Annotated in this window: 19 protein-coding genes; 12 read left to right on the top strand and 7 right to left on the bottom strand. The window is 69.5% G+C overall.

Translation table 11 applies throughout. The features are described from left to right. The first annotated feature begins 177 nt into the window (after nt 1-177). Nucleotides 178-1,830 carry a sensor histidine kinase gene (locus tag ACQW02_RS16660; RefSeq protein WP_431281040.1) on the top strand — a complete coding sequence of 551 codons (1,653 nt, stop codon included), beginning with the start codon at nt 178-180 and terminating at the stop codon, nt 1,828-1,830. A 7-nt stretch (nt 1,831-1,837) separates the two neighbouring features. On the opposite strand, the gene tyrS is transcribed toward ACQW02_RS16660, so the two are convergent. Further along, nucleotides 1,838-3,052, bottom strand: coding sequence for a tyrosine--tRNA ligase (gene tyrS, locus ACQW02_RS16655; protein WP_431281039.1), 1,215 nt, complete (start codon nt 3,050-3,052; stop codon nt 1,838-1,840). 183 nt (nt 3,053-3,235) lie between these two features. Here tyrS and ACQW02_RS16650 point away from each other — a divergent pair, with 183 nt between their 5' ends. The 8 genes from ACQW02_RS16650 (at nt 3,236) to ACQW02_RS16615 (ending at nt 10,149) form a co-directional block, all read left to right on the top strand. Continuing rightward, nucleotides 3,236-3,532 carry an acyl carrier protein gene (locus ACQW02_RS16650; protein ID WP_431281038.1) on the top strand — a complete coding sequence of 99 codons (297 nt, stop codon included), beginning with the start codon at nt 3,236-3,238 and terminating at the stop codon, nt 3,530-3,532. Nucleotides 3,533-3,547: 15 nt separating this feature from the next. Continuing rightward, on the top strand, nt 3,548-4,009 hold the full coding sequence (locus ACQW02_RS16645) for a 3-hydroxyacyl-ACP dehydratase FabZ family protein (RefSeq protein ID WP_431281037.1): 462 nt from the start codon (nt 3,548-3,550) through the stop codon (nt 4,007-4,009). Beyond that, nucleotides 4,006-5,193, top strand: a complete 1,188-nt coding sequence (locus tag ACQW02_RS16640) for a beta-ketoacyl-ACP synthase (protein WP_431281036.1) — start codon at nt 4,006-4,008, stop codon at nt 5,191-5,193. The genes ACQW02_RS16645 and ACQW02_RS16640 overlap by 4 nt, the downstream gene beginning before the upstream one ends. After that, a complete protein-coding gene (locus tag ACQW02_RS16635) occupies nt 5,190-6,449 on the top strand; it encodes a beta-ketoacyl-ACP synthase (RefSeq protein ID WP_431281035.1) in 1,260 nt (419 codons plus the stop codon). Before ACQW02_RS16640 ends, ACQW02_RS16635 begins: the two co-directional genes overlap by 4 nt. After that, nucleotides 6,449-7,471 carry a zinc-binding dehydrogenase gene (locus ACQW02_RS16630; protein ID WP_431281034.1) on the top strand — a complete coding sequence of 341 codons (1,023 nt, stop codon included), beginning with the start codon at nt 6,449-6,451 and terminating at the stop codon, nt 7,469-7,471. Before ACQW02_RS16635 ends, ACQW02_RS16630 begins: the two co-directional genes overlap by 1 nt. A 4-nt stretch (nt 7,472-7,475) precedes the next feature. After that, complete coding sequence (locus ACQW02_RS16625; protein WP_431281033.1) at nt 7,476-8,357, top strand: lipid A biosynthesis lauroyl acyltransferase; 882 nt, start codon at nt 7,476-7,478, stop codon at nt 8,355-8,357. A gap of 66 nt (nt 8,358-8,423) precedes the next feature. Next, the gene (locus tag ACQW02_RS16620) at nt 8,424-8,861 is read left to right on the top strand and encodes a MarR family winged helix-turn-helix transcriptional regulator (RefSeq protein WP_431281032.1); all 438 of its coding nucleotides are present in this window, start codon (nt 8,424-8,426) and stop codon (nt 8,859-8,861) included. 13 nt (nt 8,862-8,874) lie between these two features. Then, on the top strand, nt 8,875-10,149 hold the full coding sequence (locus ACQW02_RS16615; protein ID WP_431281031.1) for an MFS transporter: 1,275 nt from the start codon (nt 8,875-8,877) through the stop codon (nt 10,147-10,149). Nucleotides 10,150-10,156: 7 nt separating this feature from the next. On the opposite strand, the gene ACQW02_RS16610 is transcribed toward ACQW02_RS16615, so the two are convergent. From ACQW02_RS16610 to ACQW02_RS16590, 5 genes are read right to left on the bottom strand one after another with little or no spacing between them, the layout of a single operon-like run. Next, nucleotides 10,157-10,717: a cob(I)yrinic acid a,c-diamide adenosyltransferase gene (locus ACQW02_RS16610; protein ID WP_431281030.1), complete on the bottom strand. Its 561-nt coding sequence runs from the start codon at nt 10,715-10,717 to the stop codon at nt 10,157-10,159. A gap of 26 nt (nt 10,718-10,743) precedes the next feature. Beyond that, nucleotides 10,744-11,862: an energy transducer TonB gene (locus tag ACQW02_RS16605; protein ID WP_431281029.1), complete on the bottom strand. Its 1,119-nt coding sequence runs from the start codon at nt 11,860-11,862 to the stop codon at nt 10,744-10,746. Next, the gene (locus tag ACQW02_RS16600) at nt 11,859-12,773 is read right to left on the bottom strand and encodes a cation diffusion facilitator family transporter (RefSeq protein WP_431281028.1); all 915 of its coding nucleotides are present in this window, start codon (nt 12,771-12,773) and stop codon (nt 11,859-11,861) included. Before ACQW02_RS16600 ends, ACQW02_RS16605 begins: the two co-directional genes overlap by 4 nt. A gap of 25 nt (nt 12,774-12,798) precedes the next feature. Next, nucleotides 12,799-16,287: a methionine synthase gene (metH, locus tag ACQW02_RS16595; protein WP_431281027.1), complete on the bottom strand. Its 3,489-nt coding sequence runs from the start codon at nt 16,285-16,287 to the stop codon at nt 12,799-12,801. Nucleotides 16,288-16,296: 9 nt separating this feature from the next. Beyond that, nucleotides 16,297-17,235: an ArsR/SmtB family transcription factor gene (locus ACQW02_RS16590; RefSeq protein ID WP_431281026.1), complete on the bottom strand. Its 939-nt coding sequence runs from the start codon at nt 17,233-17,235 to the stop codon at nt 16,297-16,299. A 38-nt stretch (nt 17,236-17,273) separates the two neighbouring features. Between ACQW02_RS16590 and ACQW02_RS16585 the strand changes: the two genes are divergently transcribed. Further along, on the top strand, nt 17,274-17,612 hold the full coding sequence (locus tag ACQW02_RS16585; RefSeq protein ID WP_431281025.1) for a hypothetical protein: 339 nt from the start codon (nt 17,274-17,276) through the stop codon (nt 17,610-17,612). On the opposite strand, the gene phaR is transcribed toward ACQW02_RS16585, so the two are convergent. Next, on the bottom strand, nt 17,609-18,160 hold the full coding sequence (gene phaR / locus ACQW02_RS16580) for a polyhydroxyalkanoate synthesis repressor PhaR (protein WP_431285914.1): 552 nt from the start codon (nt 18,158-18,160) through the stop codon (nt 17,609-17,611). The two genes, ACQW02_RS16585 and phaR, sit on opposite strands and share 4 nt — an antisense overlap. 557 nt (nt 18,161-18,717) lie before the next feature. Here phaR and ACQW02_RS16575 point away from each other — a divergent pair. Together ACQW02_RS16575 and ACQW02_RS16570 are read left to right on the top strand one after the other, a co-directional pair. Continuing rightward, the gene (locus ACQW02_RS16575) at nt 18,718-19,995 is read left to right on the top strand and encodes an alpha/beta fold hydrolase (RefSeq protein ID WP_431281024.1); all 1,278 of its coding nucleotides are present in this window, start codon (nt 18,718-18,720) and stop codon (nt 19,993-19,995) included. Nucleotides 19,996-20,141: 146 nt separating this feature from the next. Further along, the gene (locus ACQW02_RS16570; RefSeq protein ID WP_431281023.1) at nt 20,142-21,317 is read left to right on the top strand and encodes an acetyl-CoA C-acetyltransferase; all 1,176 of its coding nucleotides are present in this window, start codon (nt 20,142-20,144) and stop codon (nt 21,315-21,317) included. Nucleotides 21,318-21,400 lie beyond the last annotated feature (83 nt).

Below are 21,400 nucleotides of genomic sequence, written 5' to 3'. Positions count from 1 at the left end.
CAATGTTTTCCAGCGTTGCAAAAAGTAATCGGGTCGTTCCGGATGGGTGGGGAAATATAGCAACCATCGCTTGTATGCTGCGTCGTCGTCCGGATACCCAGGGTTGAAGGATGCCCCTGGGCGGAGTCTCATTCGTTTATGCCGCGCGATTCCGCACAGAAGACGCCCGCCACATCCATGTTCACGGTACCGGGCCGCAGCGGCCGGACCAGCCTGGCGCTTGTCGCCTTTGCCGGCGCGGCGATCCTGGTCGCGGCGCTGGTCGGTGTGCCGGCCGCACGCGAACGGGACAGCGCCGTCCAGCGGCTGCACGCGCTGCGCGGCACGGCCGACGATGCCGACATGGTGGTGCGCCTGCTGCGCCAGGCGACGCTTGAGCAGGCGATCCCCGACCCGGATGCCGCGACGCATGCGGCCGAGGTCAAGACGACGCAGGCCCTGCTGGCCGATGCGCTGGACCGGTTGGCCGCGCGCGCGGCCGCCGAACCGATGCTGCGGCCGCAGGTCGGCGCGATGGTGGCCCTGGCGCAATCGCGCCGCGACGACCTGGCCCGTCCCGGCGGCGGTGATCCGGCGGCGCGGGGTCGTCTTGTCGTCGCGCAAGGCCGGGCGAATATCCATGCGGCAAGGCTCGCCGCCGACGAACTGGCCGGGTTGGCGGCGCAGTGCGAGGCTGCCGAACGGGCGACGATCGAACACCAGGGGGACCGGATCGACCTGGCCCTGATGGCGCTGGCCATGGCACTGGCCGCGCTGTTTGGGGCGGCCGCGATCCGGCAGCGGGCCTGGCGGGCCGGCAGCGGCCCGTTGCAGCAGGCGGCGACGGCGCTGGACCTGGCGCGGAACGACGCGCCGATCGGCATGGGCTTGCTCGACCGCAACCTGGTCTTCATCGCGGCCAATCCGGCGCTGGCCGCGATGCTGGGCGATCCCGGCGGGTTGACCGGCCGCAGCATCGCCGAAGCGACGCCCCCCGCGGCGCGTGGCCTGCTGCCGGTCCTGCGCCGCGCGCTCGGCGGGCAGGGGGGCGACCTGGTCTCGGGGTCGCGGCCGGAGCCTGTGGCCGGCCGAACGCTGGAAATCCCGGGCCTGCTGCCAGGCGCCCCGTCGCGCCATTGGTTTGTCGGGATACGCCCGATCGGCCTGATGTCGCCCTACCCGGCGGGGCTGTCCATCACCGTGGTCGACATGACCGACCGGCTGCGGGCCGAGGCGGAAAGTGCGGCGTTGATGCGCGAATTGAACCACCGCGTGAAGAACACCTTCGCCACCGTGCAGTCCCTGGCGGCGCAGAGCCTGCGCGGCGCCGAAGGCGATCTTGGCCGCTTTTCCGACGTGTTCTCGGGGCGCCTGATGGCGCTGGCGCGCAGCCACGACCTGCAGATCGCCGAGGGCTTCCAGGGCGCCGACCTGGCCGATGTGGCGGCGGCGGCGCTGCAACCCTTCCGCGCCCGCGGGCAGATCGCCATCGACGGGGTTCCGGCCGTCACCGTGCGGCCAGGCCAGGCGCAGGCCCTGGTCATGGCGCTGCATGAACTCGGCACCAACGCGCGCCGCCACGGCGCGCTGTCGGTGCCGGAGGGGCGGGTCACGCTGTGCTGGGACCACCTCCCGGAGGCGGACGGCATCCGCCTGTCCTGGCTGGAACGCGGCGGGCCCATATTGGATGGCCCACCCAGGCGGCCCGGATTCGGGCTGCGCCTGCTGGAGCGCGCGCTGGAGCACGACCTCGGCGCCGGGGCGGAGGTGACGCTGCGGTTCTGCCGCGCCGGGCTGTCCTGCGAGATGCGGTTCCAGCCGATCGGAGCCGCGGCACTGGTGCCGGCGTAGTGCTGCCTCAGCCGGCGCGCACCAGCACATGGCGCTTGCGCCCGGCCGACAGCTTGGCCGCCCCGTCGCGCAGGTCCGCGGGCGTCACCTGCGTCGTCTCATCCGTCACGGCGGCGTCGTTCAGGCGGATACCGGCCTGGCGGATCATGCGGCGTGCCTCGGCCTTGCTGGCGACCAGACCGGCCTGGGTCAGCAGGTCCAGCACCGGGGCGGGCAGGGCGGCGGTGATGGTCGGCAGGGTGTCCGCCGCCTCACCGGCTTCGAAGACCTGGGCCGCGGTGGCGGCGGCGGCCTCGGCGGCGGCGCGGCCGTGCAGCAGCGCGGTCGCCTCGGTCGCCAGGATCTTCTTGGCCTCGTTGATCTCCGCCCCGGCCAGGGCGCCGAGTCGGCGGACCTCGTCCATCGGCAGGTCGGTGAACAGGGCCAGGAAACGGGCGACGTCCGCGTCCTCGGTATTCCGCCAGAACTGCCAGTAGCCGTAGGGCGGCAGCCGGTCGGGGTTGAGCCAGACGGCCCCCGCCGCGGTCTTGCCCATCTTGGTGCCGGAGGCGGTGGTCAGCAGCGGCGTGGTCAGCCCGAAGCTCTCGGCCGCATCGACGCGGCGGCAGAGCTCCACCCCCATCACGATATTGCCCCACTGGTCGCTGCCGCCCATCTGCAGCACGACGCCATGGCGCCGCCGCAGTTCCAGGAAGTCGTAGGACTGCAGCAGCATGTAGTTGAATTCGAGGAAGCTGAGCGGCTGGTCGCGGTCCAGCCGCAGCTTCACGCTATCCATGGTCAACATGCGGTTGACCGAGAAATGCCGCCCAAAATCCCGCAGGAAGGGGATGTAAGCCAGTTGGTCGAGCCAGACGGCGTTGTCGAGCATGAGCGCGCCGCCCTGGAAATCCAGGAAGGCATCGAAGGTGCGGCGGATGCCGATCTTATTGGTCTCGATGTCGGCATCGGTCAGCAGTTGCCGGGACTCGTCGCGCCCGGACGGGTCGCCGATCTTGGTCGTGCCGCCGCCCAGCAGCGCCACCGGCCGGTGGCCGCAGCGCTGGAACAGCCGCAGCAGCATGATCGACAGCAGGTGCCCGACATGCAGGCTGTCCGCCGTGCAGTCGAACCCCACGTAGGCCGCGGCCCCCGGCGCGCCGAGCCGGGCGGAAAGCCCCGCCTCGTCGGTGATCTGGTGCAGGAAACCGCGTTCGCGGGCGATGCTGATGAAGTCTGACATGGTGTCCGGATTGGCCTGGCGGAGCGACGCGCTACCACGCCGCCCCAATTGGGCCAAGGATTGGGCCAAGGACGCGTGGCCAGCCCACCGGCTTGCCTTCCCAGCCGGAACGGGGCAGACACCGCCGCTATCCCTTCCCATAATTGCCCGAATATTTCCGGGACGTCCTGTCAGGAGCCGCCCATGTCCGCCTCGTCATCCGCGGGCGCGTTCGACCGCATCGCCGATATCATCGCCGAGAACAGCGAGGTCCAGCGCGACAAGATCACGCCGGACAGCCATGTCATCAACGATCTCGGTATCGACAGCCTCGACTTCCTCGACATCGTCTTCGCGATCGACAAAGCCTTCGGCATCAAGGTTCCGGTCGAGAAGTGGACGCAGGAAGTGAATGCCGGCGAGGCCCCGCCCGACCGCTACTTCGTGATGAAGAACCTGGCCACGCGCGTCGAGGAACTCGTCGCCGCGAAGCAGGGCTGATCCGGCCACACGCCGGTGCGCCTTGAATACTTCCAGATGGTCGACCGGGTGGTGTCGCTGATTGGCGATACCATCATGGTCGAGGCCCGTGTCCCCGACGCATCGCCGGTGTTCGAGGGTCATTTCCCCGGCTACCCGCTGGTCCCCGGTGTGCTGCTGATCGAAACCATGGCCCAGGCCAGCGGTTGGCTGATCATCGGGATGCAGGGCTTTGAGCGCATGCCCTTCCTGATGACGGTGAAGGAAGCCAAGTTCCGCTCCTTCGTCGGCCCCGGGGCGCCGTTGGAGGTGACCGCGCGCCTGTCGCATGACGGCTCGGGCTTTGCCGTGACCGAGGCGCGCATCTCCAGCGACGGCAAGCGCATCGCCGATGCCGAACTGGTGCTGCGGACCATGCCCTTTCCGAACGACACAATCGCCGCCTCGATGCGCGCCCGCGCCGCCGAGATCGGCCTGCCCGGATCTGTTGCCCCATGACCCGCCAGCCCGTCCTGATCACCGGCATCGGCCTGGTCACCTCGCTGGGTGAGGGGCCGGAGGCCAACTGGGCCGCGCTATCCGATCCCGCCGGGACCCCGGTGCTGGACGAGACTGGCTTCGCCCCGTTCCCTGTGCATCCGCTGCCGGCGCTGAACCTGGACCGCCAGATCCCGAAGAAGGGCGACCAACGCCAGATGGAGCCCTGGCAGCGCCTGGGAACCTATGCCGCCGGCCTGGCGCTGGACCATGCCAATGCGCGCGACCTGGTCGCCGACATGCACCTGATCGTCGCGGCCGGCGGTGGGGAGCGTGACATCGCCCTGGACGAGGCGGTGGCCGGCGAACTGGCCAGCGCCGCCAATCCAGGCCCCTTGCTGAACGAACGCCTCGCCAATGGGCTGCGGCCGACGCTGTTCCTGGCGCAGCTTTCGAACCTGCTGGCGGGCAATATCTCCATCGTCCATGGCGTCACCGGGTCGTCCCGCACCTTCATGGGTGAGGAACTGGCGGCGGCCGATTCGGTCCGCATCGCGGCGGAACGGCTGGCCGAGGGCAGGGGCGGCATCGCCCTGGCCGGCGGCGCCTTCGTCGCGGCGCGCTGGGACATGCTGATGCTCTACAAGCCCGGCGGCGTGCTGCTGGAAGACAATTGGAAGCCCATCTCCGAACGCAATGGCGGCGGGTTGGTGCTGGGCGGCATGGCGGCCTTCCTGGTTTTGGAGACGGAGGCCCATGCGGCCGCCCGCGGCGCTCGCGCCCTGGCGCGGCTGGATGGGGTGATGACCGACGCCAGCCGGCGCCGTGCGCCCGGCGATGTGCGCGCCAGCCTGGATGGCTTGTGGTCCCGCCTGGCGCCGCGCCGCGCGGCGGGGACGCTTGGGGTGATCTCCGGCGCGACCGGGGCGGATCCCGCGACGACCGAGGAACAGGGTTTTGTCGCGGCGCTTGGCGCGGATGCCGTGCGCACCCCCGCGTCCCGCATCGGGCATGGGGTCGAAGCGGCCTTTCCGGCGCATGTCGCGCTGGCGGCGCTGGCCTTGTCGCAGGGCGCGATGCCGGCCCCGCTGGACCCCGCCGATACCGGCGACGCCGCGCCGGAGGTGATGCTGGTCACCGGCGTCGGGCAATGGCGGGGTGAGGCGCTGGCGCTGCTTTCGCCTGTTTCGGGGGCCACGCCATGAAGGATAGTTTCGGCCGCCCGCTGGTCGCGGTGACCGGCATCGGTACCGTGACCTCGCTGGGCTTCGGCACGGCCGAAAACTGGGCCGCCATCCGTGGCGGCAAGTCCGGCATCCGCCGCATCACCCGCTTCCCGACCGACCATCTGCGCACCACCATCGCCGGCACGGTCGATGTGCCTGGTGAGATCGCGGGCGACCCTTTTTCCAGCCCGGAACGCGTCGAACGCATGGCCGCCTTCGCCATCGACGAGGCGGTGAACGAGGCCGGGCTGGGCGCTCCCGGCGCCTTCCCCGGCCCCCTCTTCGTCGGCATGCCGCCGGTCGAGGTGGAATGGCCGACCCGCTTCGACCTGACCCGCCGGGCGAACAGCCCGGGCTATCCCGCGATGGTCAATGCCTCGGCCGGGCGCAAGGACATCTACGAAACCTTCCTGTTCGGCGGCGTCGCCGAACGGCTGGCCGACCGTTTTGGCACGCGCGGCGCGCCCATCACCCTGACCACCGCCTGCGCCACCGGGGCCAGCGCGATCCAACTGGGCGTGGAAGCCATCCAGCGCGGCGATTGCACCGCCTGCATCGCGACCGGCGCCGATGGTTCCGTGCATGCGGAGGCGTTGATCCGCTTCTCGCTGCTCTCCGCCCTGTCCACCCGCAACGACGATCCGACCAAGGCGTCGCGGCCGTTCGAAAAGTCGCGCGACGGGTTCATCATGTCCGAAGGCGCCGCCGCGCTGGTGCTTGAGGATTACGACGCCGCCCGCGCCCGGGGCGCAAAAATCCTCGGCATCGTCCTGGGCTGTGGTGAGCGGGCGGACAGCTTCCACCGCACCCGCAGCAACCCCGATGGCACCGCCATCCTGGGCGCGATGCGCAATGCCCTGGCCGATGCCGGGCTGCGGCCGGACCAGATCGACTACGTCAACGGCCACGGCACCGGTACGCCGGAAAACGACAAGATGGAAACCTTTGGCATGCGCGCCGTCTTCGGCGACACGCCGCCGCCCATCTCCTCGAACAAGTCGATGATCGGGCACACGCTCTCGGCCGCCGGCGCGCTGGAGGCGGTGTTCAGCCTGCTGACCATCCGCGACCAGGTGCTGCCGCCGACGATCAACTACGATGAGCCCGATCCGAACATCACGCTGGACGTCGTGCCGAACGTGCAGCGCCCGGCCAAGGTGAAGGCCGTGCTGTCCAACTCCTTCGGCTTTGGCGGGCAGAACGTCTGCCTCGTGCTGGCGGCGGAGCCCGCCTGATGCGCGCCCTGCGCCTGCACGGCGACCGCGACCTGCGGATCGATGAGATCCCGGCCCCCCCACCGCCCGGCGCGGGTGAGGTGCAGTTGCGCATCCATGCCATCGCGCTGAACCACATCGACGTCTGGGGTTGGCGCGGCATGGCCTTCGCCAAGCGCGAATTGCCGATCTGCGTCGGTGTCGAAGCGGCGGGCGAGATCACCGCCATCGGCGCCGGCGTCACCGGCTGGGCCGTTGGCGACCATGTCGCGCCCTATGGCGCGCTGACCTGCGGCAAGTGCGCGGCCTGCACCAGTGGCCGCGACAATCTGTGCGAAGACGTCTCCGGCATCATGGGTTTCCATGTGGACGGCTTTGCCCGCGAATTCTGCAACGTGCAGGCGCGGCTGATGGTGCGGGTGCCGAAGTCGATCACCTGGGAAGACGCGGCCTGCGCCGCCGTCACTTTTTCGACCGTCGAACACATGCTGTTCGACAATGCGAGGCTGCAACCCGGCGAGACGATCCTGGTCCACGCCGCGGGCAGCGGCATCGGCACCGTGGCGATCCGTGTCGCCAAGGCGATGGGCTGCATCGTGATCGCGACCGCCGGGTCGGATGAGAAATGCGCCCAGGCGCTGGCGCTCGGCGCCGATCACGCGGTGAATTATTCGACCAAGAACTTCTCCTCCGTCGCCCGCCGCGTCACCGGCAAACGCGGCGTCGACGTGGTCTTCGAGCATGTCGGCGCCGATACCTGGGGCGGGTCGCTGTTGTCGCTGCGCATGGGCGGGCGGCTGGTCACCTGCGGCAGCACATCGGGCGTGTCGGCCGAAACCAACTTGATGATGCTGTTCCAGCGGCAACTCCACATCTTTGGCTCCTTCGGCGCCGCGATGCGGAACATCGCCGATGGTCTCGCGAAGATGGAGGCCGGGTTGCTGCCGGTGCTCGATACCGTGGTGCCCATGGACCGCTTCTCCGAAGGGCTGGACCGGCTGGAAACCCGCCGGGTCTTTGGCAAGATCATCGTGACCATCTGATCGGATGGAATGGCTTGTCGCCGGGCTGGTCCGGTTCGTCTTTTGGTTGCTGCGCCTGTTGGGGCCGAACACGGCGCCCCGCATCGGTGCCGCTGTCGCTCGCGCGCTAGGGCCGCTGACGCCGGCGCATCGCATCGCGATGGACAATATCCGCGCCTCCTTCCCCGAGGCCGATACCACCTGGCATCGTGACGTCGCCCGCCAGGCCTGGGACAATCTGGGCCGCACCGCCTGCGAATACGTGCACCTGCAAACCCTGTGGGACCTGGACCCGGAAAACCCGCAGCGGCCGGATCGGCGGGTTTTTTGCACGCCGGAAACCGAACAGCGTTTCAAGGACCTGGCCGATGACGGGCGCGGCGCGCTGATTTTTGCTGCCCACCTGGCGAACTGGGAATTGCCGGCCGTCGCGGCGCATGCGCTTGGCCTGCCGGCCGCCGTGCTCTACCGCACGCCGAACAACAAGGCCGTCGCCGCCGATATCCTGGCGCTGCGTGAGCCGATGATGGGCACGCTGATCCCCGCCGGGTTGATGGCGCCGACGCGGATGGCCAAGGCGGTCGGCGCGGGCATGCATGTCGGCATGCTGGTCGATCAGCGCTTTGGCCGCGGTCCCCGCATCACCTTCCTCGGGCGGGAGTGTGCGGCCAATCCACTGCTGGCCAATCTGGCCGGGCGCTTCGATGTGCCGGTGCATGGCACCCGTGCCGTGCGCCTGCCCGGCGGCCGCATCCGGCTGGACCTGACCGAGGAAATCATCATGCCGCGCACGGAAGAGGGCACGGTCGATGTGCCCGCCGCGACCGCCGTGATGAACGCGGTGATCGAAGGCTGGGTGCGCGAACACCCCGGCCAATGGCTCTGGATGCACCGCCGCTGGCGCTAGCCGAATAAGGCCCGATCGGCGACGGCCCTTGCATTAGGTGCATATGCACTTATTATCCGCCTCGCCATGCCAGAGACCATTTCCGACGTCTGCACCTGCCTCGCGATCCGCCGGGCCGCGCGCCACATCAGCAGTTACTACGACCGCCATCTGGCGCCGAGCGGGCTGCTGACCTCGCAATTCTCGATCCTCGGCCGGCTGCGGCAGCGCGGCGGCTGCACGATCCAGGACCTCGCGGCCGATCTGGTGATGGATCGCACCACCCTCGGCCGGAACCTCGGCCCGCTGGAACGCGACGGGCTGGTGGCGATCGCCGCCGACCCCGCCGACCGCCGCCGCCGCCTGCTGCACGTGACGGATGCCGGGCTGGAACGCCTGGCCGTCGCCCGGCCGCTTTGGCAGGCCGCGCAGCAAGGCTTTGCCGATGCTTTTGGCGAGGCACCTGCGCGTGACCTCCGCGACCGGCTCGCCAGCCTCGTCGCGACCGAATTGCCTCACCCCTAAAAGGACATCTGCCGTGCTTGCATCGGGCTTGGCGTCATTCCTCGCGCGCCGCGGAATCCACTACGGCTGGGTGATGGTGGGGCTGACCTTCCTGGTCGCCCTGTCCTCGGCCGGGGCCATGGGCATCCTGGGGGCGCTGTTGCTGCCGGTGCAGCGGGAGTTTGGCTGGGACACGGCCAGCATCTCCGGCGCGCTGGCATTGCGGCTGCTGCTGTTCGGGCTGATGGCGCCCTTCGCCGCGGCGTTGCTGCAACGCTATGGGCTGCGGCGGACCGTCGTCGCGGCGCTGGCCTTGGTGATCGCCGGCTGCCTGGTGTCGATGACCATGACGGCGCCCTGGCAGCTTTGGCTGTCCTGGGGGGTGATGACCGGGCTCGGCAGCGGCATGACCGCGCTGGTGCTGGGTGCGACCGTCGCCAACCGCTGGTTCGCGTCGCGGCGCGGGTTGGTGCTGGGCATGCTGACCGCCGCCAATGCCACGGGGCAACTGGTTTTCCTGCCGCTGGCCGCTTGGCTCGCGCAGCATGAAGGCTGGCGGGTGGCGCTGCTGCCGGGTCTGGGCGCCTGCGTACTCGCCGGCGTGTTGTTCTGGCTGCTCGCCCGCGACCACCCAGCCGACCTCGGCCTGCCGGCTTATGGCGAGACCGCCGTCACCCCGCCGCGCGCTGCCGTCGGCAATCCCGTCGCCAATGCCTTCGCAGCGCTGGCTGAGGCCTCGCGCAGCCGGGTGTTCTGGATCCTCTTCGTCACCTTCGCGATCTGCGGCCTGTCCACCGTTGGCCTGATGCAGACGCATTTCATCCCGCTGTGCAGCGATTTCGGCATGGCGGAGGTCGAGGCGGCCTCGGTGCTCGCCATGATCGGCGTCTTCGACTTCGTCGGCACCATCGCCTCCGGCTGGCTGTCCGACCGCTACGACAACCGCAAGCTGCTGTTCTGGTATTACGGGCTGCGCGGGTTGTCGCTGATGCTGCTGCCGATGAGCAGTTTTACCCTCTACGGCCTGTCGCTCTTCGCGGTCTTCTACGGGTTGGATTGGATCGCGACGGTGCCGCCGACGGTGCGGCTGGCCGGCGCCGCGTTCGGGCGGGACAAGGCGCCGCTGGTCTTTGGCTGGATCTTTACTGCGCACCAGTTGGGCGGGGCCCTGGCCGCAATCGGCGGCGGCGTCAGCCGCGACGCGCTGGCCAGCTACCTGCCGGCCTTCTACCTGGCCGGCGCCGCCTGCCTGCTGGCCGCGGTCCTGATCTTCTGGGCGCGGCCCAGCCGGCGCCCGGCGCTGGCCTGACCGGGGTCTAGCCCCCGCGCGTCGCCCCCGGGGTCCAAGTGACATCCCCCCCGGCCTCGGCATTCCGCGCCCGGGCAAAGACAAAAAGGTGGTCCGACAGGCGGTTCAAGTAGCGGATCGCCGCCGGATTCACCGGCTCCTTTGCCGCCAGCGACACCGTCACCCGTTCGGCCCGCCGCACGATGGTCCGCGCCATATGGGCGTGGGCGGCGGCCGCCGTGCCGGCCGGCAGCACGAAGGACCGCAGCGGCGCCACCCCTTGGTTCATCGCCTGGACCTCACCCTCCAACCGCAGTGCCTGCGCATCGGCGATCCGCAGCCGGTCGGTGCCGACCCCCGGCACGCAGAGATCGGCCCCCAGGTCGAACAAATCGTTCTGGATGCGCGCCAGCATCGCATCGGCCGCCCCCGAGGTATGCTGGCGGATCAGCCCGATCGCGGCATTCGCCTCATCCACCGTGCCAAAGGCCTCCACCCGCAGGTCATCCTTGCCCACGCGCGTACCGTCGCCGAGGCTGGTTTGCCCGCCATCGCCGCCGCGCGTCGTGATCACATCCAGTCGCACCATGGTCGGGTCCTTTCGGTCGCGGTCGGTCAGAAACGTCGCTGACCACCGGGAATCTGGAAGGTAACGGAGGTCAGCGCCTCCGCCGAGACAGGCTGGCCATTGCGCCTGGCCGGGCGGAACCGCCAATGCCGCGCCGCATCGATCGCCGCGGCATCGAGCGAGGGGACGCCCGATCCGCGTTCCAGGGTCACGGTCCCGACGCGACCATCCTCGTCGACACGCAGCCGCAGCCGCACCGTGCCCTCCAGCCCAAGCGCGAGGGCATTGGGCGGGTAGACCGGCTGCACATTGCGGTGCCCGTCCAGCGGGCCCGGCGGGGTCGTCGCGCCCTCGGCCGCCCAGGGCGGCAGGCCGGGCTGCGGCGTGGCGGGGGCGGCATTGCCCGGTCCGGGCTGGGCCGGCGGTTGGGCCGCGGGCGCGGGGGGGCGCGGGTTCGGGCGCGGTGGCGTGGGCCGGCGCGGTTCGGGGCGCGGCTCGGCCGGGGGCGCTTCAGCCACGGGTGGGGGGGGCGGTGGCGGCGGCGGAAGCGGCGCGACCGGCGGCGGTGCGGGCGCGGGCGATGTCGGGATGTCGGGCGGCGGCGGGGCCTCCTCCGGCAATTTTGTGGGCGGCGGCAGGGGTGGCCCCTCCGGCGCCGTCTGCATCGGGGGTGCTGCTTCCGGCGGCGGCGGGGCTTCCGCGGGCGCTGATGGCGGGGGGGGCGGCGGCGCAGCCTCGGGCGGATCCGGCGTGGGCGGCGGGTCCACCGGCTCCGAAGGCGCCTCATTCGGCTTGGGCGGGCCGTCGATGACGGGGGGGGCGCCCGGTGCGCCGCCCGCCTGGTCGGGCTCTGCCCAGATCAGCATCGCGCCTTCCTGCGGCTCAGGTTCGCGCAGCCGGTGCGCCGGCAGCCACAGGATCACGGCCAGCAGCACGCCATGCAGCAGCAGCGCGCCGAGCACCGCGATCCACGACATAACAACGCGCCGCCGGCGCCGGGACGATCGTGGCGGTGCCGCCAGCGGCGGCAGCGGCGCGGGCTGCGGCGGCGGTTTCGAGCGATGGGGTGGCGGGCGCAGCAGCGGCGCCCGCGGGGCGGCATCGACGCCGCGGCCGCGCCGGACGGTGCCGCCCCGCGCCGCAGGCCGGCCGTCCCGTTCCCTCACAGCACCAGCACGCCCGTGTGCTTGGCCTTCACATGCGGCTCCACATGGATGGTGATGACGGCATTGCCCAGTTCCTCACGCAACCCAGCCTCCACCCGGTCGCAGATCGCATGGGCGTCGCTGACGTTCATCTCGCCCGGAACCACCAGGTGGAATTCGACAAAGGTCCAGCGGCCGGATTGGCGGGTGCGCAGGTCATGCGCCTCGATCGCCCCGGTCGCGTCGGTGGTGATGATCGCCCGGATGCGGGCCAGCGCCTTGTGCGACAGGCCCTCGTCCATCAAGCCGCCGACGCTTTCGCGCAGCAGCCGGTAGCCCGACCACAGGATGTTCAGCGCGGTCGCCGCCGCCAGCGCCGGGTCCAGCCACAGGATCCCCGTCATCGCCACCAGCGCGACACCCAGGATCACACCGACCGAGGTCACCACATCGGCCCAGAGATGCCGCGCATCCGCCTGCAAGGCCGGCGATTTCAGCGCCCGCCCGCGCCGCATCAGGATCCAGGCCCAGCCGCCATTGATCGCCGAGGCACCGGCCGAAATCATCAGGCCGAGCACGGGGGCGTCGGGCACGCGCAGATGTCCCATCGCGGCCCAGGCCTGGTGCAGGATCGCCAGGGCGGCGACGATGATCAGCGCGCCTTCCAGCACGGCGGAAAAATACTCCGCCTTGTCGTGGCCATAGGGGTGGTTGGCGTCGGGCGGCAGGGCGGCGACGCGGATCGCCGCCAGCGCGGCCCCCGCGGCGGCCACGTTGACGATGCTTTCCAACGCATCCGCGAACAACGCGACCGACCCCGTCAGCCAGGCCGCGACGGATTTCAGGCCGAGCACGCCGATGGCGATGACAAGGCTCGCCAGGGCCAGGGTCTCGGCCCGGGCGAGCAGTTTTCTAAGGGGGGTGGTCATCATGCGGGGGCTTCTACACCCGCGGCACTCAGACCGAAAAATACTTCGCGCGGGGGTGGTGCAACACGATGGCGCTGGTGGATTGCTCCGGGTGCAGTTGCCATTCGTCGCTGATGTTCACGCCGATTCGCTCGGCGCCCAGCAACTTGAGCAGCGGCACCTGGTCCTCCAGCCGCGGGCAGGCCGGGTAGCCGAAGGAATAGCGGCCGCCACGGTATTCCTGCTGCAGCATCTTCTCGATGTCGCGCGCGTCCTCGCTGGAAAAGCCCAGTTCGGCGCGGATGCGCTTATGGACGTATTCCGCCATCGCTTCGGCCATCTCCACCGACAGGCCGTGCAGGTAGAGATAGTCTTGGTAGCGGTTCTCCTCGAACCAGTCGCGCGCGATGTCCGACGCCTTCTGGCCGACGGTCACGACCTGCAACCCGATCACGTCCCGCTGCGCGTCATCCACGTCGCGCACCCAGTCGGCGATGCATTCGCCATCGGTCTTGGGCTGGCGCGGCAGGTTGAAGCGCGCGGCTTCGGTGGTCCCGTCCTCATCGAACAGGATGAGTTCGTTGCCCTGGCCGGCGCATTTCCAGTAGCCGTAGATCGCCTGCGGCGTGAGGATTTTGTCGGCCTCGGCGATGGCGAGCATGCGCTTCAGGACCGGACGCAATTCCTGCTTCGCCCAGCCCAAAAAGTCCTCAAGCGTGCGGCCCTGCTTCCGGAAGCCCCACTGGAATTGATACAGGCTGCGCTCGTTGATGAAGGGCACCAGCGCCTTCGGATCGGCCTGCATGACGCGGGCGCCCCAGAAGGGCGGGGTCGGCGTCGCATAGGGCTCGACCTCGCGCCGCCGGCGGGTCTGGGCATAGGCCAGGTCCACCGGGGCAAAGGCGCGCGGATCGGCCTGGCCGAGCACGCGCTTCTCGTTCTTCGCCTTGCCGACGCGCTTGGTCTGCAAGGCCGTCAGGTAGTCGTCGAACCCATTGCCCATCACCCGGTCCATCAGGTGCAGGCCATCGAAAGCGTCGCGTGCATAGGCGACGCGGCCGCAGGCGTAGGATTTGACGCAGTCATCCTCGACATAGTTGCGGGTCAGCGCGGCGCCGCCGAGCATCACCGGGATATCGATGCCCTGACGGGACATCTCCTCCAGGTTCTCGCGCATCACCACGGTCGACTTCACCAGCAGGCCGGACATGCCGATGGCATGCGCCTTGTGCTCCTTCGCCGCGGCAACGATGTCGATCAACGGCACCTTGATGCCGAGGTTGATGACCTTGTAGCCGTTGTTGGTCAGGATGATGTCGACCAGGTTCTTACCGATGTCATGCACATCGCCACGCACCGTGCCGAGCACGATGGTGCCTTTCTCCTGGCCCTCGATCTTCTCCATGAAGGGTTCCAGCCAGGCGACGGCGGATTTCATCGTCTCGGCCGACTGCAGCACAAACGGCAACTGCATCTTGCCCGCGCCGAACAACTCGCCGACGACCTTCATGCCGTCCAGCAGGATATTGTTGATGATGTCGAGCGGGGGCATCCCGCCGTCCATCGCATCCTTCAGGTCGGTTTCCAGCCCCTTGCGGTTGCCGTCGACGATGCGGTCCTTCAACCGGCCTTCCGGCGTGGCGGCGACCACCTTGGCGACATTGTCGGCGGCCTTGCGGCCGGAGAAGATCTCCAGGACCTTTTGCAGCGGATCGTAGCCTTCGCTACGGCGATCGAAGATCAGGTCTTCGACGACCTTCACTTCCTCGGGCGGGATCTGGTGCAGCGGCTTGATCTTGCTGACGTGCACGATCGCGCCCGTCATGCCGGCCTTCACCGCCAGGTCCAGGAACACGCTGTTCAACACATGCCGCGCCGCCGGGTTCAACCCGAAGGAGATGTTGGACAGGCCCAGCATGATCTGCACATCCGGGAACTTTTCCCGGATCATGCGGATGCCATCGAGCGTCCATAGCCCGAGCTTGCGGTCGTCCTCGTTGCCCGTCGCGATGGTGAAGGTCAGCGGGTCGATCATCAGGTCGGATTGCGGCAGGCCGTGCTTGTTGCAGGCAAAATCCACCAGCCGTTCGGCGATGCGCAGCTTGTCCTCGGCCGTCTTGGCCATGCCGACTTCGTCGATGGTCAGCGCGATGACGGCCGCGCCGAACTTCTTGGCCAGCACCATGCGGTCATGCGCCGCCTTCTCACCTTCCTCGAAGTTGATCGAGTTGATGATCGGCTTGCCGCCATGCAGCTTCAGCGCGGCCTCGATGATCGGCGTCTCGGTGCTGTCGATCACCAGCGGCGAATTCACGCTGCTGGTGAAGCGGGTGATGACCTCGGTCATCTCCGCATTCTCGTCACGGCCGACGAAGGCGACGCAGACGTCCAGGCTGTTGGAGCCCTCGGCCACCTGGTCACGCCCGATGGCGACGCAGCCGTCCCAATCCTGCTGTTCCTGCCGCTGGCGCCAGGCCTTGCTGCCATTCGCGTTACAGCGTTCGCCGATGGAGAAATACGAATTCTCCTGCCGCAGCGCGGTCGCGGCATAGAGGCTGGCGACCGACGGTACCCAATGGAAGCTGCGCTTCGCCGGCGCAGGGCGGAAATCGCCGCGCTTGCGCAGCATCGCATCCAGCGCCGCGATATGCGGGGTGGAGGTGCCGCAGCAGCCGCCGATGATGTTGATGCCGTCCTCGGCAACAAAGCGCTCCATCCACACGGCCAACTCATCCGGCCCGAGCGGGTAATGCGTCTTGCCATCGACTAGTTCCGGCAGGCCGGCATTCGGCTGGATCGAGATCTTGCCCGGCCAGTTCTGCGCCAGCCAGCGGACGTGTTCCGACATCTCCTGCGGACCCGTCGCGCAGTTCAGCCCGATCAGCGGCACGTCCAGCGCATGCACCACGGTCGCGGCGGCGGCGATGTCGGGGCCGACCAGCAAGGTGCCGGTGGTTTCCACCGTGACCTGCACGAAGATCGGGATGTTGACGCCAGTCTGCTTGATCGCGGCCTTGGAGGCGTTGACCGCGGCTTTGATGAACAGCGTGTCCTGGTTCGTCTCGGTCAGCAGCGCGTCACAGCCGCCGGCGATCAGGCCGAGGCATTGTTCCGTCAGCGCCGCTTCCAGAGCGTCATAGGAGATGTGCCCCAGCGACGGCAGCTTCGTGCCCGGCCCGATGTCACCGATCACCCAGCGGTGGCGGCCGTCCGAAAAACTCTCGGCCGCTTCGCGCGCGAGTTCGACACCACGCTTGTTGATCTCATGCGTGCGGCTGCCGAGTTCGAATTCTTCCAAGGTGATCGGGCTGCCACCGAAGGTATTGGTGAGCACCATGTCGGCGCCGGCTTCGAAATAGCCGCGGTGGATGTCGCGGATCAGTTCCGGGCGCGACAGGGTCAGCACTTCCGTGCAGTTCTCCTTGTCCCAAAAGTCCTTGATGATATCGAGCGTCAGCGCCTGCACGCGGCTGCCCATGCCGCCGTCGCAGAGCAGTACGCGGTCGGACAGGGCTTCGAGCAGATGCGGACGGGTCATGTCGGGCTTTCAGGCGGCAAGGGAAGCGCTGGCACCCGCGGCACGCGCGGACCAGAGTCGGACAGGCAATGGGGCGGGGATGGCCACGGGCTCCCCCAAGGTGCAACCGGCCGCACCCAGCCAGCCGGCAATCGCCGTATCGGCAAAACCCGGCCAGCGATGCGCGTGGCGCAGGGCCAGGTCGGCCCGGTCATGCGCGGCCAGATCCAGCAGCAGCAGCGTCCCGCCGGGCCGCAGAACGCGCGCGGCCTCGGCCAGCGCGGCGGCGGGGTCCTCGGCGTAATGCAGCACCATCTGCATCGCGACGACATCGAAGCCGCCATCCGGCAGCGGCAGCCGGTACATATCCGCCTGGCGCAAGGAGGCATGGCCGATGCCGAGCCCGGCGAGGCGGGCGCGGGCGAGGGCCAGCATCTCCCGGCTCGCATCCACACCCAGCAGCGATGCGGCGCGGGGGCCGAGCAGTTCCAGCAGGTGGCCGGTGCCCGTGCCGATATCCAGCACGCGGCCCAGCGGACCCGGGGGCAGGGCGGCGATCAGGGCTTGCTCGATCGCGGCGGCGGGCAGGTCCAGGGCGCTGGCCTCATCCCATTCTACGCCGGCGCGGCGGAAGGCGTCGGATGCGGCGCGTGCCCGTTCGGCCAGCACGCGGGCGGCGGCGCGGGCATCGGCAGCCAAGGCGGGGTCGTCCGGCGGCAGGCGGCCGATCAGGTCGCGCGCCAGGGAACCGCGATCGGCCAGGTGGAACCAGGCATTGGCGCCCTCGGGCACGCGTTCCAGCAGCCCGGCCTCGACCAACAGACGCAGATGGCGGGACAGGCGGGGCTGGGATTGGCCGAGGATGGCGACCAGATCGGTCACGCAGAAGCCGCCGCGCGCGCAAAGCGCCAGCAGCCGCAACCGGGTCGGTTCAGCAGCGGCACGTAATGCGGTGAGGAGGCTCTCCATGCCTTGCATATCGCATAAAGATATCCTTATGTCCAGTCATGGCCTGGTCCCTCGACGCGCGAATCCCTGTCTTCCTCTGTGCCGATACGGCGGCGATGGCCGCCCATGCGGGTGCGGCGATGCTGTTGCCAGAGGGCGTGGCACCCCCCGCCGGCGCCAGCGCCGTGGCCGAGTTCAGCGCGGACTCCCACGTCGTCGGGTGCAACTGCTGCGCCGGCCGCCTGCCGGCCGCGGTGGCGCTCGACCGGCTGTTCCTTGACCGGGTGAGGGGGAATGTGCCCTTTTTCCGCGCGGTGGCGGCGCTCGCCAGCGACGACCAGGTGCAACGCGCCCTGGCCCAGGATGCCGTGGTGGGCGCGCGCTTCCGCCCGGGTTAGGCCTTGCCGGGCGCCTTTTGCAGTTCGGCCAGGCGGGCGCGCAGGATTTCCAACTCCGCACGCAGCATGTCGATATCCGGGGGCGCTTCCGGCGCCGCATCCTTGCCCCCGGCGGGGGGAATGGCGAAGGGGCTGAACAGCGACATCGCGCGTTCCATCATCGCCATGTTCTGCTTGGTCACTTCTTCGAGCGCATTGAACGGGCGCAGGCCGCCGATGGTCTGTTGCACCGTCGCGCGCATCTGTTCCTGCTGCCGCGCAAAGGCGCCCATGGTGTATTCAAGGTAACGTGGCACCGCACCTTGCAGGCTGTCGCCATAGAAACCGATCAAATGGCGCAGGAAGGATTCGGGCAGCAAATGTTTGCCCTTGGCTTCTTCCTCGACGATGATCTGGGTCAATACACCGCGGGTAATATCGTCACCCGACTTCGCGTCATAGACGACGAAATCGCGGCCGGCGCGGACCATGACGGCCAGGTCCTCCAATGTGACGTAGGAAGACGATTCTGTATTATACAGCCGGCGGTTCGCGTATTTCTTGACCACAACTGTCGGCAGCGCTGCGTCCGGGGCGGCGCCCGTTTCTGTCGGCGTCGTGGGGACCGGCCTCGGTCCCGGCACAGATTTCACCAGGGACGGGGATTTCGTCGGCTGATTGTTGTTTTCGGCCATGTCGGCCTTCCCCTTTCGGACACCATGTCGCAGCACCCTAACACGGCTATGTTGCGGTGCGAACGTATCGCGAGCACACGAAACGCAACCCCCGCGCCAGGGGGGCATTGGTCATGTAGGGTAGCGGCGTATTGGGGGATGCTGGCGGCGTTGCATGGCGGTGAACAAGGCAGCGGATGGAGCGGCGGACGGCGCCGCCGGGGGGGCTTCGGCACCCGCCGGCCCGCATCCGCGCGACCATGGCGATACCCCCACCCCCGATCGCCTGGCCGCCGACTGGATCGCGCTGTGGCAGTCCGAACTGGACGCCATGACCCAGGATGCCGAACTGCGCCAGGCAACGGCCGCCCTGACGGGCCTGGGCGCCGGGCTGATGCAGGCCTGGTTGCGCGCCTTCCAGGCCTGGCCCATCCCAGCGGCACCAGCGCCCCATGAACCCGCGCCGCGGCCCAAGGCCGCTCCCGCTACACCTGACCCTGTCCGCGATGCGGCGCATGCTGGCGCTGGGGGCGATCCCGCCCTCCTTGCCCGGCTTGCCGCCCTGGAGCGACGCCTGGCCGATCTCGAAGGCGGGCCGGGCCGAGCGGGACCGGATCCTGGCCGCGGCGGCGGCGCTGCAAAGCGGCCCCGGCGACCCAAGCCCACCCGCTGACCCCACGGCGCTGTTGCGCGCCGCGGTGATCGACCGGCTGGGCGCGGAGGATGCGGCCTTCCAGGCCGGCGTGCTCGCCTATCGCCGCCACCCCGCCCAGCGCGACCTGCCCGACCCCCCGGTGTTGTGGCGGGAGGGTTCGGCCCGGCTGCTGGATTACGGTGGCAGCGGCCCCGCGATGCTGTTCGTCCCGTCGCTGGTCAACCGCGCGCATGTGCTGGACCTGGCACCCGGGCATTCGCTGCTGCGCTGGATGGCGGGGCAGGGGGCGCGGCCGCTGCTGCTGGACTGGGGTTTTCCGGGTGCGGCCGAATGCGGGTTTTCCCTGACCGATCATATCGCCGGGCGGCTGGAACGGGCGCTGCTGGCCTGCGGTGGGCCGGTCATCATGGTCGGCTATTGCATGGGGGGGCTGCTGGCATTGGCCTCGGCGCTGCGGCGGCCGGACCGGGTCGTGGCGCTTGCCCTGCTGGCCACGCCCTGGGATTTCCACGCCGGCCCGGGTGCGGCGGCGCAGGCCCCGGCGCTGGCGGCGATGTTGCCGGGGCTGGAGCCGGTGATGGAACTGACCGGGGGCCTGCCGACCGACATGGTGCAGGCGCTCTTCGCCGGGCTCGACCCCTGGGGCATCGCGCGCAAATTCCGCCGCTTCGCCACGATGGACCAGGACAGCGCCCGGGCGCGGCAATTCGTGGCGCTGGAGGACTGGCTGAACGATGGCGTGCCGCTGCCGGCCCCCGTCGCGCGCGAATGCTTCACCGCCTGGTATGGCCGCAACGATACGGCACGCCTGGCCTGGCGTGTCGCGGGCCAGGTCGTGGACCCCGCCGATTGGGCCGGGCCGCTGTTCATCGCGGTGCCGCGCGCGGACCGGATCGTGCCGCCCGCCTCCGCCATGGGGCTGGCCGACCGGGCGGCAAAGGGTGCTGCGCGGATCACGCTGCATGATGCCGCGGCCGGGCATATCGGCATGGCCACCGGCCCGCTGGCCGAATCAGCCCTATGGCGCCCGCTGCGCGACTGGGCGCTGGTATCGTCCGCGGCTGACGCGGGATAAAACCGTTGCGCTTGCCCGGCGGCACGCCCGGCACCACACTGCGACGCAGCACCGCATGCCGGGCCGCCAGCCAGCGGCGCCCCGGCCATGCGCCAAAGCAGGGCGAAAAGCCCAGGGTAACTCTCCGCCAGGAAGGACCAGTCACAATGCAGGACATCGTCATCGCCGCCGCGGCCCGCACGCCGGTCGGTTCCTTCAACGGGGCGTTCGCCAGCCTCTCCGCCCATGCGCTGGGCACGGTCGCGATCCAGGCGGCCCTGGGCCGCGCCAATGTCGATGCGGCCTCGGTCGATGAGGTCATTCTCGGCCAGGTGTTGCCGGCCGGCGCGGGGCAGAACCCGGCGCGCCAGGCGGCCGTCGCGGCGGGCATCCCGGTCGAACGCACCGCCTTCGGCATCAACCAGCTCTGCGGCTCCGGCCTGCGCACGGTGGCGCTGGCCGCGCAGCAGATCGCGCTGGGCGATGCCAATATCGTCGTCGCCGGCGGCATGGAGAGCATGACCCAGGCGCCGCACTGCCAGCAGCTGCGCGCCGGCCAGAAGATGGGCGACCTGGCGCTGGTGGACACCATGCTGCGCGACGGCTTGCTGGACGCCTTCCAGGGCTACCACATGGGCACGACGGCGGAGAACGTGGCCTCCAAGTATCAGATCACCCGCGACGAACAGGACGAGTTCGCCTTCAATTCCCAGCGCAAGGCGGGCGAAGCCATCGCCGCCGGCCGTTTTGCGGATGAGATCACCCCGGTCACCATCAAGGGCCGCAAGGGCGATACCGTCGTCTCCGCCGACGAATACCCCAAGCCGGAAACCACGCGCGAAATCCTGGCGAAACTCCGCCCGGCCTTCTCCAAGGAAGGCGGCGTGACCGCGGGCAATGCTTCCGGCATCAACGACGGGGCCGCGGCCATCGTCGTCATGTCGGGCGCCGAGGCCGCCAAGCGCGGCATCAAGCCGCTGGCGCGCATCGTGTCCTGGGCCACGGCCGGCGTCGATCCGTCGATCATGGGCACCGGGCCGATCCCGGCCAGCCGCAAGGCGCTGCAGAAGGCCGGCTGGAAGCACGACGACCTGGACCTGGTCGAGGCGAATGAGGCTTTTGCCGCCCAGGCCTGCGCCGTGAACAAGGACCTGGGCTGGGATACGTCCAAGGTGAACGTGAACGGCGGCGCGATCGCCCTCGGCCACCCGATCGGTGCCAGCGGCGCGCGGGTGCTGACGACCCTGCTGTATGAAATGAACCGTCGCGGCGCGAAGAAGGGCCTTGTCACCCTGTGCATCGGCGGCGGCATGGGCGTCGCCATGTGCGTCGAGGCCGCCTGATCCCACGGGCGGGGGCGCCTTCGGGCGCGCCCGCCACGGGAGACTGTGCAAACCTTTTCCGGCCGCGCTAGCCTGCCCCAAAA

This window comes from Humitalea sp. 24SJ18S-53 (assembly GCF_050632385.1).
Lineage (GTDB): Bacteria > Pseudomonadota > Alphaproteobacteria > Acetobacterales > Acetobacteraceae > Humitalea.
Note: the sequence above shows the minus strand (reverse complement) of the source record. Positions and strands in the feature narration are given on the sequence as shown.

Coding starts and splice junctions, on each gene's coding strand:
- ACQW02_RS16610 (WP_431281030.1), bottom strand. CDS start 10,717: ATGGTGCGACTGGATGTGATCACGACGCGCGGCGGCGATGGCGGGCAA.
- ACQW02_RS16630 (WP_431281034.1), top strand. CDS start 6,449: ATGCGCGCCCTGCGCCTGCACGGCGACCGCGACCTGCGGATCGATGAG.
- ACQW02_RS16585 (WP_431281025.1), top strand. CDS start 17,274: ATGGCCTGGTCCCTCGACGCGCGAATCCCTGTCTTCCTCTGTGCCGAT.
- ACQW02_RS16570 (WP_431281023.1), top strand. CDS start 20,142: ATGCAGGACATCGTCATCGCCGCCGCGGCCCGCACGCCGGTCGGTTCC.
- ACQW02_RS16640 (WP_431281036.1), top strand. CDS start 4,006: ATGACCCGCCAGCCCGTCCTGATCACCGGCATCGGCCTGGTCACCTCG.
- ACQW02_RS16600 (WP_431281028.1), bottom strand. CDS start 12,773: ATGATGACCACCCCCCTTAGAAAACTGCTCGCCCGGGCCGAGACCCTG.
- ACQW02_RS16620 (WP_431281032.1), top strand. CDS start 8,424: ATGCCAGAGACCATTTCCGACGTCTGCACCTGCCTCGCGATCCGCCGG.
- ACQW02_RS16625 (WP_431281033.1), top strand. CDS start 7,476: ATGGAATGGCTTGTCGCCGGGCTGGTCCGGTTCGTCTTTTGGTTGCTG.
- ACQW02_RS16590 (WP_431281026.1), bottom strand. CDS start 17,235: ATGGAGAGCCTCCTCACCGCATTACGTGCCGCTGCTGAACCGACCCGG.
- tyrS (WP_431281039.1), bottom strand. CDS start 3,052: ATGTCAGACTTCATCAGCATCGCCCGCGAACGCGGTTTCCTGCACCAG.
- metH (WP_431281027.1), bottom strand. CDS start 16,287: ATGACCCGTCCGCATCTGCTCGAAGCCCTGTCCGACCGCGTACTGCTC.
- ACQW02_RS16575 (WP_431281024.1), top strand. CDS start 18,718: ATGAACCCGCGCCGCGGCCCAAGGCCGCTCCCGCTACACCTGACCCTG.
- ACQW02_RS16650 (WP_431281038.1), top strand. CDS start 3,236: ATGTCCGCCTCGTCATCCGCGGGCGCGTTCGACCGCATCGCCGATATC.
- ACQW02_RS16660 (WP_431281040.1), top strand. CDS start 178: ATGTTCACGGTACCGGGCCGCAGCGGCCGGACCAGCCTGGCGCTTGTC.
- ACQW02_RS16635 (WP_431281035.1), top strand. CDS start 5,190: ATGAAGGATAGTTTCGGCCGCCCGCTGGTCGCGGTGACCGGCATCGGT.